The organism is Cryobacterium sp. N21, from assembly GCF_002929575.1.
Classification (GTDB): Bacteria; Actinomycetota; Actinomycetes; order Actinomycetales; family Microbacteriaceae; genus Cryobacterium; species Cryobacterium flavum.
In genome coordinates this window covers 193,202-205,493 of the sequence record NZ_PJJQ01000034.1, presented here as the reverse complement: position 1 = coordinate 205,493, position 12,292 = coordinate 193,202, and the positions used below count along the sequence as shown (strand labels likewise).

The following is a 12,292-nucleotide window of genomic DNA, read 5'->3' as shown; positions in this document are numbered from 1 at the left end:
CGCACAGCACGACTCTCATACAGCACCGAAAGGGAATGCACATAGTGGTGGACACCTCCGCAAACGCCGGCTACCGGATCGAACACGACACGATGGGTGAGGTCCGGGTTCCAACTCACGCACTCTACGGTGCCCAGACACAGCGAGCCGTGGAGAACTTCCCGATCTCGGGTTCCACGCTCGAGTCCGCGCAGATCGCAGCTCTCGCTCGCATCAAGAAGTCCGCAGCTCTCGCCAACGCCCAGCTCGGCGTGCTGGAGCAGGACATTGCTGACGCGATCGCCGCTGCCGCCGACGAGGTCATCACCGGCCAGTACGACAACGAGTTTCCGATCGACGTCTACCAGACCGGCAGCGGCACCAGCTCGAACATGAACATGAACGAGGTCATCGCGACCCTCGCGACCCGCGCCCTCGGCCGCCCGGTGCACCCGAACGACCACGTCAACGCGAGCCAGTCCTCCAACGACGTGTTCCCCACCTCGGTGCACATCGCCGTCACGAGCGCCCTGATCGACGAGCTCATCCCCTCGCTCGACCACCTCGCGGTCGCGTTCGAGTCCAAGGCTGAACTGTGGAAAGAGGCCGTCAAGGCGGGACGCACCCACCTGATGGATGCCACTCCGGTCACCCTCGGCCAGGAATTCGGCGGCTATGCCCGCCAGATGCGCCTCGGCATCGAGCGCATTCGCACAGCGCTCCCCCGCGTCGCCGAGGTTCCGCTCGGCGGAACCGCGGTCGGTACCGGCATCAACACGCCCTACGGTTTTCCGCAGCTGGTCATCGAGCTGCTCGTTCAGGAGACCGAGCTGCCGATCACCGAAGCGCGTGACCACTTCGAGGCCCAGGCCAACCGCGACGGCCTCGTCGACGCTTCCGGAGCCCTGCGCACCATCGCCGTCTCACTGACCAAGATCAACAACGACCTGCGCTGGATGGGCTCAGGCCCGAACACCGGTTTCGGCGAGATCAACATCCCCGACCTGCAGCCCGGCTCGTCGATCATGCCCGGCAAGGTCAACCCGGTCATTCCGGAGGCCGTGCTCATGGTCTGCTCGCGCGTCATCGGCAACGATGCCACCATCGCCTGGTCCGGCGCTTCAGGCTCATTCGAGCTCAACGTCGGTATCCCGGTCATGGGAACCGCCCTGCTCGAATCGATCCGCCTGCTGACCAACGCCACCCGCGTTCTGGCCGACAAGACCGTCGACGGCCTCGTCGCCAACCTCGAGCACGCTCGTGCGCTGGCCGAGAAGTCGCCGTCGATCGTCACCCCGCTCAACCGGGTCATCGGCTACGAAGCCGCCGCCAAGGTGGCCAAGAAGGCCGTCGCTGAGGGACTCACCGTGCGTGAGGCCGTCATCGCCCTGGGCCACGTCGAACGAGGTGACCTGACGCTCGCCGAGCTCGACACTGCCCTCGACGTGCTCAGCATGACGCGTCCCCCGCAGCAGAAGTAACAGCACGACAAAGCGCCCGGCCCCGCGAGGGACCGGGCGCTTTGCCGTACCAGCTACATGACCTCGTTGCCCTCCAGCATCTCGGTCACGAGGGCGGCGATCGCGCTGCGCTCCGAACGGGTCAGGGTCATGTGCGCAAACAGCGGATGCCCCTTCAACGTTTCAATCACGCTGGCCACACCATCGAAGCGGCCGACCCGCAGATTGTCGCGCTGGGCGACGTCGTGGGTGAGCACCACGCGCGAGTTCTGACCGATGCGGCTCAGCACGGTCAGCAGCACGTTGCGTTCAAGCGACTGTGCCTCGTCCACGATCACGAAGGCGTCGTGCAGGGACCGACCGCGAATGTGAGTGAGCGGCAGCACCTCGAGGATGCCGCGCTCCATCACCTCCTCGACCACGTTCTCCGAGACGATCGCGCCGAGCGTGTCGAATACCGCCTGCGCCCACGGCCCCATCTTCTCGCCCTGGTCACCGGGCAGAAAGCCGAGATCCTGCCCGCCGACCGCGTACAGCGGCCGGAACACCATGATCTTGCGGTACTGCTGGCGCTCGAGCACGGCCTCCAAGCCCGCGCAGAGAGCGAGCGCCGACTTACCGGTTCCGGCTCGTCCGCCAAGCGACAGAATGCCGATCTCCGGGTCGAGCAGCAGGTCGATGGCCAGTCGTTGCTCGGCCGACCGTCCGTGCAGCCCGAAGACGTCACGGTCGCCGCGCACGAGCTTGAGCGTGCCGCGACTGGTCACCCGGCCGAGGGCCGACCCGCGATCGGAGTGGATGACCAGCCCGGTGTTGATCGGCAGGTCCTGCACCGTTCGCGAGTCGAGCGTCTCTTTGTCGTAGAGCACGCTCATCTGCTCGGCGCTGAGGGTGATCTCGTCCATACCGGTCCAGCCGGAATCGACCGCGAGTTCGTGCCGATATTCATCGGCAGCGAGGCCGAGGGATGCGGCCTTCACCCGCAGCGGCAGGTCCTTCGAGACGACGGTCACCGTCATTCCTTCGTTGGCCAGGTTCAGGGCCACGGCGAGAATGCGCGAATCGTTGTCGTTCAATTGCAGGCCCGACGGCAGCACCGACATGTTCGAGTGGTTTAGTTCCACGCGCAGGCTGCCGCCCTCGCCAACCGGAATCGGAAAGTCGAGGCGTTCGTGCTTGAGCCTCAGCTCGTCGAGGTTACGCAGCGCCTGCCGAGCGAAATACCCGATCTCCGGGTCGTTGCGCTTGGACTCCAGCTCGCTGATCACCACCACGGGCAAGACAACGGCGTGCTCGGCAAAGCGGAAAATCGCTTTCGGATCTGACAGAAGCACCGAGGTGTCCAACACAAAGGTGCGCTCGGTTTGCGAAGCGGATGTTTCCACCCGGTCAGTCGCATTAAGGTCGGTTCGATTAGCGGTCACAGCCACTCCCACCCTGCGTCACGAGGACGCGGATCACTTTGGCGAGCTGGCCATCAAGCAATTCTCGAGCCGTACTTATATGGCCGTCTCGATCAGGTGCCGTACCTGATAAAAGTGACGCTACGACTTACCGGCGCAAAATGGAACCCGACACGCCCACCGAAATCTGACGTTCACCTGACGTTGGGGCAGACGCAGAGTCTGGGCCGCGGCGATGCTAGTAGGTAGCGGCGAGCGTGTAGGCGGTGAGTGCACCCCTCAGCATGGTTACCGTGTCAGGGTCGAGGGCCGCGTGCACGCTGAGCCGCACGGTGGCGCCGCGGGTGGTCGCGGTGATGCCGTGGTTGTGCAGGCTGGCCACGAGGGTGGTCAGCAGCTCAGCCGGCGGCTCGAGTACGACGATGCCCGCCCGTTCGCGAACATCGCGGGGCGAGACGATCTCGATGACGAATTCGTCGACGAGTTGGATGATCTGCGAGACGTTGTCATTCATGGCGGTCTGGATGACGTCGACACCGACGTCGGAGATCTGCTCGAGGGCCGCTGCGAACCGGGCCTGCGCGATGGAGTCGCCGTTGGTCACCCGGAAGGCACTGGCTGCGCGGCTCGGCGGGGTCACCTCGTCCCACGGCTCGTCGGTATCGGTGCCGACGTAGCCCGAATACACCGGCACGAGTCGTTCCAGCGCCCGTTCGCTGAGGGCCAGAAAGCCGGTGCCCCAGCCGGCCCGCGTCCATTTCTGTCCACCGGAAGCGACAACATCCGCTGCCTCATAAGCGGCATCGACGATGCCGAAGCCTTGGATAGCGTCGACGATGAGCAGGCGATCGCCGATGACCTGACGGATGCCCTCGAGGTCGGCCCGATAGCCGGTTCGGGAATCGACGAGGCACACAGCAACGGCGGCGACGGCCGGGGTGAGCTGGTCGCGGATCTGCCCCGGAGTGACGCGGCCGTGCTCGGTCTGCAACCAGAGCGGAGTGACCACGTGCAGGGACTCAGCGGCCCGAACTGCGGCGAACGGCACGCTGGGAAAGTCCCCCGCTGATAACAGCACCGAACCGGTCAGACCGAACATGGCCTGCATCAGACCCGAGCTGGTGTTGGGCTGCAGCACGACCTGTTCAGGCGCGAAACCGGTGAGAGCGGATACCGCGGTGCGCGCACGCAGATCCTGCTCGGCGAGGTGGTCGAGGCTGCCGTAGCGGGCACGCGAGAGCACCTCGGTCTGGCCGAGGGTTTCGGCGACGACGGCGTCGGAGAGCGGGCCGACCCGGCCATAGTTCAGGTAGCCGGGTTCATCACGAAAGCCATCGGTGAAGCTCGGGAGCGAATTCATGCTTGGGTCCAATCAATTGGAAAACGAATACTCCCCCGTTGGTCTCACCCCGCCAACGGGTCTAGCCGCCGAACCGGCGCTGCCGGCGGGAAAAGTCGCGCAATGCCCGAAGAAAATCGATCTCACGCAGGTCGGGCCCGAGCGCCTCGACGAAGTAGAACTCGCTGTGCGCGCTCTGCCACAGCATGAAGTCGCTCAGCCGCTGCTCACCCGAGGTGCGAATCACGAGGTCGGGGTCGGGCTGACCGCCGGTATACAGGTGCTGGCCGATCAGTTCGGGCGTGAGCGTCTCCGCGAGGTCTTCCAGCGTGCCACCGTGCGCGTGGTGGGTGGCGACGATGCTGCGCATCGCGTCTGTGATCTCCGTGCGCCCGCCGTAGCCGACTGCGAGATTCACGTGCAGGCCCTTACGGTCGCTGGTGCGGGAATCCGCTGCGTCAAGGGCTGCGACCAGCGGAAGGGGCAGGCCGGCTTTGGACCCCACCTGCTGCACCCGCCAATCGCGATAGTGCGAGAGCTCTTCGGCCAGATCGGCGATGATCTCGATTAGATCGGCGAGTTCGTCAGCGGGCCGCTGGGTGAGGTTGTCGGAGGAGAGCAGGTACAGGGTGACGACCGAAACTCCGAGGTCGTCGCACCATTCCAGAAATTCGCGCATCTTCGCGGCACCGGCACGGTGACCGTGTGCGGCCGTCTGAAACCCCAGTTGTCTGGCCCAGCGGCGGTTGCCGTCGATGATCATAGCCACGTGACGGGGCAGATGCTCCGGCGTCAGTCCGCGTCTCAGGCGGCGCTGATACAGCCTGTAGAGGAGGCCGCGCGCTGAGGGAATTTGGGGTTTCTGCACACAGTTACGCTAGTCCACTCCGACGGGCGTTCGGGGCACGCGGGGCTCGCCCTGTCGTATCCTTGCAGCATGGCCACCGAGCACGATATCCCCAATCTGCCGCTGATCGAGGCGGCTGACGCCCATCCGGAGGATGTGAAACCGACCTGGCGCGGCTGGATTCACGCGGGAACTTTTCCCGTCACGATCGTGGCCGGAATCGTGCTGCTGGTGCTGGCTGAGGGGTCGGCGGCCAAAATCAGCTCGGCCGTGTTCGTGCTGAGCTCGATGCTGCTGTTTGGCAATTCGGCGCTGTACCACCGCTTCACCTGGCAGCCGCGCACCCGCATCATTCTCAAACGCATCGACCACGCCAACATTTTTTTGCTGATCGCCGGGTCGTACACGCCGATCACCGTGCTCGCGCTGCCGCCGGAGAAGGCCACGCTGCTGCTCTGGCTGGTCTGGGGCGGCGCCGGGCTCGGCATCATCTTTCGGGTGTTCTGGATCCACGCGCCGCGCTGGCTCTACGTGCCGCTCTACCTGGTGCTCGGTTACGGCGCGCTGTTGTTCATCGTGGACTTTTTTCAGGCCAACGCCACCATGATGACGCTCATTCTGATCGGCGGGCTCTGCTACACCGTCGGAGCGGTCGTTTACGGGCTGAAGAAGCCCAACCCGGTTCCGGGCGTGTTCGGATTTCACGAGATCTTCCACACCCTGACGGTCGTGGCGTTCCTGTGTCATTTCGCGGCGATTCTGTTGATCGCCACGCATCCGCTCTACCCGTAAGGCTGGTTATTCGGGCTTGTCGCCCGGGGTCTTCGGTGTGCTCTGGTCGGCGTCACGCTCGGCGATTTCGGCTTCGAGCCGGGCGGTGATTTCCGCGCGGTAGGTGGTGCGGCGGATGCGACGCACCAGGTCGAAACCGAGCAGCAGGGTCGCCGCTCCGATCAGGAAGACGACGATGAACCCGACGACACCGGGGGTGACAGTGTTCGGGTCGAAATCGGGGTCGGGGGTCGGTGTGACGGCGAGTACGACGTTCAACAGGGAGATCATTCGTTGTCCGGAATTCCGGCGAAGAGATCAGATTCGGGCATTGCGGTGTCTACTTTCGATTCGACGAGTTGGAAGTCTTCGTACGGCCAGGCCTCGCGTACCAAATCGTTCGGCCAGAAAAAGAAGCTGCTGTCGGGGGCGACCTGGCTCGCATGCGAGCGCAGGGCCTCGTCGCGCGCTTCGAGGAAGTCTCCTGCCGGCACGTGAGTGGTGGCCAGCTGCGGGTAATTCTCCATGCGTTCCCGAGCCGCCCCGAGCGGTTCCAGCAGCGGAGAATCGGGCTCGGCGACGCTGAGCGCCAGGTACATCGCATCGATGCGCTCGAGGTTGAAAATGCGGTCGTAATAGAGCTTGTCGATCTGCCACGGCTCGCCCGACTGCGGGTACCGGTCGGGGGCAGCGGCCGCGCGAAAAGCTTCGAGGGAGACCTCGTGGCAACGGATGTGATCGGGGTGCGGGTAGCCGCCGTTTTCGTCGTAGGTGATCAGAACCTGGGGACGAAACTCCCGCACCAGCGTGACTAGGGGTTCGGCCGAATACTTCAGCGGAATATCAGCGAACGAATTCGGCGGCACCGACTTGTCCTCGTTCATGCCGGAATCCTCGAAGCCGAGCCAGCGGTGCTGCACCCCGAGGGCACGCTGCGCGCCCAGCATCTCGAGGCGGCGGAGACCTGAGATATCGCGCTCAGCCATGGCATGGCCGTTCAGGGCCGGGTTCAGGATGCTGCCCCGCTCGCCGCCCGTGCAACTCACGATCATCACCTCGGCGCCAAGGCTGCGGTAGTAGGCATACGTTGCAGCGCCCTTGCTCGACTCGTCGTCGGGATGGGCATGCACAGCCATCAGTCGCAGCGTCACCATACTCCTCAAGAATGCCGGATAACCTTAGGCCAGATAACCTAGTTACCAGCCTAATCGCTCCCGTGAAAGTGTGAAATCGCCAGTGCCCCAAAACAGCACGCCTGCCGGAGTTCAGCCGAGCCGCGAGCCCTACCGCCTGGACGAATCCGACGACACGTCGGCCCCCACGCCGATCGAGAGTGCCGTGATCCAATCGCGCTACGGGCGTACACCCGATCGCAAGCTTCGCGACCGACGGATCCTCTGGGCTCTGGGCGGTATTTTTGTGCTGGTACTCGGAGCGTGGGTGCTGTGGACCGGTCTGGATGGAGCATCCACTCAAATCGAGGCACGCGATATTGGGCACACCATCATCGATGAGCACACGGTCAGCGTGACGTTCGAGGTGTCGCTCCCAGTGAACCGCACGGCGAGTTGCGCGGTGCAGGCCCTCAACGAAAGCTATTCTGTGGTTGGCTGGAAGATCATAGATCTGCCGCCGTCGACGCTGTACAACCGGTCATTCACCGAGATTTTACGCACCACCGACCTGAGCAACACGGGTTTGATTTACGAGTGCTGGCTGACCTAAACTGACGTACTCGCCCCGGCAATCGTCGGGGCGTCGGCTGTATCCGCGACCCCCGAGCTTTTCTGCGCTCGGGCGTCACATTCGACCGTAATAAAGGAGATCACTCGTGACAACCGACACAACGGTCACCTGGCTAACTCAGGAAGCCCACGACCGCCTCGCAGCGGAACTGGCGACACTGAGCAACTTCGGCCGGGGCGACATCGCGAAGAAGATCGAATCTGCTCGCGAAGAGGGCGACCTCAAGGAGAACGCCGGCTACCACGCGGCCAAAGAAGAGCAGGGCAAGATGGAGGCGCGCATTCGCACCCTCACCGTGCTGCTGCGCACCGCTGAAGTCGGCCACGCCCCCGAAAGCAACGGCATCGTCGTTCCCGGCACCGTTATCACCGCCACGATTGCCGGCGACGAGAGCCGCTTTCTGATCGGCAGCCGCGAGATCGGCGCCAACAGTGACCTCGACGTATTCAGCGAGCAGAGCCCGCTCGGCGCAGCCATCATCGGCCTAAAGGTGGGCGCGAAGACGAGCTACACCACTCCAAACGGCAAGGAAATCACCGTGCACGTCACCAACGTGGAGACCTTCACCGGAGCCTGACCGACCCGACCCGTCGGTTTAGCACCACAACTCCTGCAATTTGCTGACGGGGCAGAAAAGATGCCCGGAATTTCGGGCATCTGTTGGGGAGCGGTCACAAATTGCAGGAGTTATGCGCGGGGGCCGGGCCCGTAACGGGGACCCGGAAGCGCGGCTAGTCGATCTGCGGGTCGTAGCCGGCCGCGCGCAGGGTGTCGACGACGTGCTGGCGGTGCTCTGGCCCCCGTGTTTCGACGCTGACGTCGAGCTCGACCTCGCTGATCTGCAGGCCGACGCCGTGCCGGGTGTGCAGTACCTCGATGACGTTCGCGGTGGCCTCGGCCAGCAGCTCGGAGATTCGCGCGAGCTGACCAGGCCGGTCCGGCAGCATGATGCGCAGCGTGAGGTAGCGGCCAGACGCGGCGAGGCCGTGGCTGATCACCCGCTGCATCAGCAACGGGTCGATGTTGCCGCCGGAGAGGATAGCGACGGTCGGCCCCGCGGGCGTGACCTTGCCGGCCAGGATGGCGGCAACCGCCACGGCTCCGGCCGGTTCCACGACGAGCTTGGCGCGCTCGAGCAGCACGAGTAGCGCCCGGGCGGTGTCGTCCTCGCTGACGGTGACGATCTCGTCGACGGCGTCGCGCACGATCTCGAAGTTGAGCAGTCCCGGTTTGGCGACGGCGATGCCGTCGGCGATGGTCGGCAGGATGCTGATCATCGTGGCTTCACCGGCCTCGAGGGAGGGCGGGTAGGCGGCGGCGTTCTCCGCCTGCACCCCGATGATGCGGATGCGGCGCCCATCGCGTGCGGCGCGCTGCTTGAGCGCACTGGCCACCCCGGAGATCAGGCCGCCGCCGCCGATGGGAACGATGACCGTCTCGAGGTCGGGAACCTGGTCGAGGATTTCGAGGCCGAGTGTGCCCTGCCCGGTGACAACATCCACGTGGTCGAACGGCGGGATGAGGATCGCCCCGGTCTCGCGGGCATATTCGGCTGCGGCGAGCAGCGGTTCGGTCACGGTCGTGCCGCGCAGGATGACCTCGGCGCCGTAGTCCCGCGTGGCCGACAGCTTGGGCAGCGCGACGCCGACTGGCATGAAGATGGTGGCTTTGATGCCCAGCTCACGGGCAGCGAAGGCCACGCCCTGGGCGTGGTTGCCGGCCGAGGCCGCGACGACGCCGCGGGCTTTCTCTTCGTCGGTCAGTTTGGACAGCCGATTGTAGGCGCCGCGAATCTTGTAGGAGCCGGTTCGTTGCAGGTTCTCACACTTGAGGTACACCGGCGCTCCCAGCACGTCGGCGAGGTACCGCGAGCTCTCCATCGGTGTCACATCGGCGACCTGGGCGACAACCGCGCGCGCCGCCTCGAACTCAGCGAGGGTGGGTGCGACGAGGGTGGTCTCTGGCATGTCTTAGTTCTCCGAACTGTCCTGCGGCGCGCGAGGTGCGCTCAAATCTGAGGGGGTGCTGCGGGCTGAGCCATCACGAGCCGTGCGGATGCTCCGCGGACGCACCCGTGCGGTGCGTTCCGGTGCACCGCTTGAACGGTAGCCGGGTCTGCTCTGCGGCACTGTCTGCCACAGCACCGATCCGGTCGGAGGCACCGCCGTCGGCGGACTCGACCGCCAGGTACCACCCGCAATGTAACTGGTCATCGCGTTCAAAACGGCGGCTATCGGTACGGCGAACAGGGCGCCCGGAATGCCGGCGAGCAACGCACCGGCAGCAACCACGAGTACGACAGCAAGCGGATGCACCTTCACGGCCGTTCCCATGATGAGCGGCTGCAGAACGTGGCCTTCAACCTGCTGCACGAGCAGAACCACTCCGAGCATGCCGAGGGCGACAGCCCAATTGTTGAAGATCAGGGCGATGATAATGGCGACAGAGCCGGTCGCCACGGCACCGACGATGGGAATAAAGGAGCCAAGGAACACCAGAATACCAATCGGGATGGCCATCGGAACCCCGAGCAGAGCGGCACCGACACCAATACCAACGGCGTCGATGGAGGCCACCAGAATTTGCACCTTGGCGAAGTTTCCGAGGGTTGTCCAGCCGGCGATGCCAGCGCCGTCGACGGCGGCACGGGCACGCACGGGAAAGAATCGCACGATCCAGGCCCAGATGGCCTTGCCGTCGATGAGAATGAACAGCAGGCTGAACAGCGCCAGGAGCAGGCCGGTGAGCAGATGCCCGAGGGTGGTACCGACCGAGAGGGCGCCGCTGATGAATACGGCGCTGTCGTTTTGAATCGCTTTCCACCCTTGATCCAGATAGCTGCTGATCTCCTGTTCGGACAATTGCAGGGGTGAGGCCGCGAGCACTGACTTGAGGTTGTCGAAACTTGCCGTGAGGCGATCGCTCAAGCCGACCGTGCCCTCAGCGATCTGGGTGGAAGCCAAAGTGACCAGGCCGGCGACGAGCACAAGCGTGCCCAACATCGCAACGGCTACGGCAAGCCCCTTGGGCCACCGATGCCGTACCAGAAAGGCCACGAGGGGAACCAGCAGCGCGGACACCAGCACCGCGACCAGCAGCGGAATAATGATGAGCCGTAGCTGAATGATGAGAAAAATCAGAATGGCGATAGCCGCGGCGATCATGATCAGGCGCCAGGACCACGCTCCAGCCAAGCGGATGCCGGCTGGCAGATTCTCGTCAACCCCGTTGGGCACGGGGGCCGGGGTCACCACCTCAACCGGGGTGAGGAGGAGTTCGGAACCGGCCTGATCGGCGCTCGCCCGTGCACGCTCAGCACGGGCTCGCTGAAGACCCTGCCGGCGGCGCAGACGTAACAGGGCGCGCGCCCCCGGATTGCCCGTAGATTCACTCACTTGCCCAGTCTAGGACTGCTGCGTGGCCTCACGACGCGATCCTCACGTGCGGCGTAACAGATGATTGCGCCGCCCGAATGGCCGGCATACCGGTTCGCCGGATAGAGTCGAAAAGATGGTTCACACAGTCTCCCCCGCGACGATTTCCCCCGCACTGGCGCGGCGAATCGCGTTGGCCGCGCAGAGGTTCGGCGCCCGCCCGACGACTCCCGTCGGTATCCGCCAGCTGACCGCCCTGGTGAACCGGCTCGAGCTGCTGCAGATCGACTCCGTGAACGTCTTTGAACGCAGCCACTATATGCCGGCCTTCAGCCGCCTCGGCCCGTACGACAAGTCCCAGCTCGACCGCCTCACAACCGGACGCGAGGCCCGTTTCACCGAGTACTGGGCGCACGAAGCATCCTTTCTGCCGACCGACGTCTGGCCGCTGTTTCGCTGGCGCATGCACCAAAATCGGGACCGGTCGGCGCGCACCGTTGGCAACTGGTCGAGCGCCAACCAGAAGATGCTGGCCTGGCTGCTGGCCGAACTCGCCGCCAACGGCCCGATGCGTGCGAGCGAGATCGAGCACGACGCCAACAAGCGCAGCGGCCCGTGGTGGGGCTGGTCCGACGTGAAGACCGGGCTCGAAGTGCTGTTCCGCTGGGGCGACGTGGTGAGCGCTGGGCGCATCCGCTTCGAACGGGTCTATGCCCTGCCCCAGCAGGTCTTCTCGCCGGAGCTGCTCGGCCAGGATATTTCAGAAGCGGATGCCCACCGCGAGCTGGTGCGCCGCTCGGCCCGTGCCCACGGCATCGGCACCGTGAAGGACTTCGCCGACTACTTTCGGCTGAAGTCAGCACCCGCCCTGGTGGCCATTCGGGAGCTGGCCGAGGTCGGCGAGCTTATTCCGGTAGAGGTGCCGGGCTGGGGGCCGCGCGGCACGGCCGGAGCGGCCTGGCTGCATCGGGATGCCAGACTCCCCCGCACCATGGACACCCAGGCGATACTGTCACCGTTCGATCCGGTGGTCTGGGAGCGTGCCCGGGCGCTGCGGTTGTACGACTTTCACTACCGCATCGAGATCTACACCCCGGAACCAAAGCGGATCTTCGGGTACTACTCGCTGCCGATTCTGCTCGGTGATACGGTCGTGGGCCGGGTTGACCTCAAGAACGACCGGCAGGCCGGGGTGTTGCGCGTGCAGGCGGCCTGGGCCGAGCCTGCAGCGCCAGCGGATGCCGCGGGCCGGCTCGCGCAGGTGCTGCGGGAGGCGGCGCTGTGGCAGGGGCTCGGTGAGATCGTGGTGGCACCCCGCGGCAACCTCGCCGACGGCTTGGCCGCGGAACTTCAGTAGGCGCGTCGTCATCAAG

The 12,292-nt window shown here is 65.0% G+C and carries 12 protein-coding genes; 5 read left to right on the top strand and 7 right to left on the bottom strand.

The window, feature by feature from the left end; translation table 11 throughout:
- The first annotated feature begins 35 nt into the window (after positions 1-35).
- Positions 36-1,460 (top strand): aspartate ammonia-lyase, encoded by a 1,425-nt coding sequence (locus tag CXY77_RS13150; RefSeq protein ID WP_092340694.1) that lies wholly within the window; start codon positions 36-38, stop codon positions 1,458-1,460.
- A gap of 53 nt (positions 1,461-1,513) precedes the next feature.
- Here CXY77_RS13150 and CXY77_RS13145 read toward each other — a convergent pair whose 3' ends face one another.
- The 3 genes from CXY77_RS13145 to CXY77_RS13135 all read right to left on the bottom strand — a co-directional run bounded on the left by CXY77_RS13145 (position 1,514) and on the right by CXY77_RS13135 (position 5,049).
- Positions 1,514-2,863: a PhoH family protein gene (locus tag CXY77_RS13145; RefSeq protein ID WP_369827294.1), complete on the bottom strand. Its 1,350-nt coding sequence runs from the start codon at positions 2,861-2,863 to the stop codon at positions 1,514-1,516.
- A 217-nt stretch (positions 2,864-3,080) separates the two neighbouring features.
- On the bottom strand, positions 3,081-4,202 hold the full coding sequence (locus CXY77_RS13140) for an aminotransferase class V-fold PLP-dependent enzyme (protein ID WP_104130210.1): 1,122 nt from the start codon (positions 4,200-4,202) through the stop codon (positions 3,081-3,083).
- Positions 4,203-4,263: 61 nt separating this feature from the next.
- Positions 4,264-5,049 carry an isoprenyl transferase gene (locus CXY77_RS13135; protein WP_233197395.1) on the bottom strand — a complete coding sequence of 262 codons (786 nt, stop codon included), beginning with the start codon at positions 5,047-5,049 and terminating at the stop codon, positions 4,264-4,266.
- A gap of 69 nt (positions 5,050-5,118) precedes the next feature.
- Here CXY77_RS13135 and CXY77_RS13130 point away from each other — a divergent pair, with 69 nt between their 5' ends.
- Entirely contained in the window at positions 5,119-5,820 is a 702-nt protein-coding gene (locus CXY77_RS13130) for a hemolysin III family protein (RefSeq protein ID WP_092340691.1), read from the top strand.
- A gap of 6 nt (positions 5,821-5,826) precedes the next feature.
- Here CXY77_RS13130 and CXY77_RS13125 read toward each other — a convergent pair whose 3' ends face one another.
- Positions 5,827-6,090, bottom strand: coding sequence for a hypothetical protein (locus CXY77_RS13125; RefSeq protein WP_092340690.1), 264 nt, complete (start codon positions 6,088-6,090; stop codon positions 5,827-5,829).
- A complete protein-coding gene (gene mca, locus CXY77_RS13120) occupies positions 6,087-6,935 on the bottom strand; it encodes a mycothiol conjugate amidase Mca (protein WP_104130303.1) in 849 nt (282 codons plus the stop codon). Before mca ends, CXY77_RS13125 begins: the two co-directional genes overlap by 4 nt.
- A gap of 100 nt (positions 6,936-7,035) precedes the next feature.
- Between mca and CXY77_RS13115 the strand changes: the two genes are divergently transcribed.
- Together CXY77_RS13115 and greA are read left to right on the top strand one after the other, a co-directional pair.
- Positions 7,036-7,524 carry a DUF4307 domain-containing protein gene (locus tag CXY77_RS13115; protein WP_158252835.1) on the top strand — a complete coding sequence of 163 codons (489 nt, stop codon included), beginning with the start codon at positions 7,036-7,038 and terminating at the stop codon, positions 7,522-7,524.
- A gap of 106 nt (positions 7,525-7,630) precedes the next feature.
- On the top strand, positions 7,631-8,122 hold the full coding sequence (greA, locus tag CXY77_RS13110; RefSeq protein WP_092340688.1) for a transcription elongation factor GreA: 492 nt from the start codon (positions 7,631-7,633) through the stop codon (positions 8,120-8,122).
- A 154-nt stretch (positions 8,123-8,276) separates the two neighbouring features.
- On the opposite strand, the gene ilvA is transcribed toward greA, so the two are convergent.
- Together ilvA and CXY77_RS13100 are read right to left on the bottom strand one after the other, a co-directional pair.
- Positions 8,277-9,512 carry a threonine ammonia-lyase gene (gene ilvA / locus CXY77_RS13105; protein WP_092340687.1) on the bottom strand — a complete coding sequence of 412 codons (1,236 nt, stop codon included), beginning with the start codon at positions 9,510-9,512 and terminating at the stop codon, positions 8,277-8,279.
- 3 nt (positions 9,513-9,515) lie between these two features.
- Entirely contained in the window at positions 9,516-10,940 is a 1,425-nt protein-coding gene (locus CXY77_RS13100; RefSeq protein ID WP_233197394.1) for an AI-2E family transporter, read from the bottom strand.
- Positions 10,941-11,055: 115 nt separating this feature from the next.
- Here CXY77_RS13100 and CXY77_RS13095 point away from each other — a divergent pair, with 115 nt between their 5' ends.
- Complete coding sequence (locus CXY77_RS13095; RefSeq protein ID WP_104130209.1) at positions 11,056-12,276, top strand: winged helix-turn-helix domain-containing protein; 1,221 nt, start codon at positions 11,056-11,058, stop codon at positions 12,274-12,276.
- Positions 12,277-12,292 lie beyond the last annotated feature (16 nt).

Excerpts from the sequence above, each read along its gene's own strand:
- CXY77_RS13150 (WP_092340694.1), top strand. The coding sequence starts at position 36 with ATGCACATAGTGGTGGACACCTCCGCAAACGCCGGCTACCGGATCGAA.
- CXY77_RS13140 (WP_104130210.1), bottom strand. The coding sequence starts at position 4,202 with ATGAATTCGCTCCCGAGCTTCACCGATGGCTTTCGTGATGAACCCGGC.
- CXY77_RS13130 (WP_092340691.1), top strand. The coding sequence starts at position 5,119 with ATGGCCACCGAGCACGATATCCCCAATCTGCCGCTGATCGAGGCGGCT.
- CXY77_RS13125 (WP_092340690.1), bottom strand. The coding sequence starts at position 6,090 with ATGATCTCCCTGTTGAACGTCGTACTCGCCGTCACACCGACCCCCGAC.
- mca (WP_104130303.1), bottom strand. The coding sequence starts at position 6,935 with ATGGCTGTGCATGCCCATCCCGACGACGAGTCGAGCAAGGGCGCTGCA.
- ilvA (WP_092340687.1), bottom strand. The coding sequence starts at position 9,512 with ATGCCAGAGACCACCCTCGTCGCACCCACCCTCGCTGAGTTCGAGGCG.
- CXY77_RS13095 (WP_104130209.1), top strand. The coding sequence starts at position 11,056 with ATGGTTCACACAGTCTCCCCCGCGACGATTTCCCCCGCACTGGCGCGG.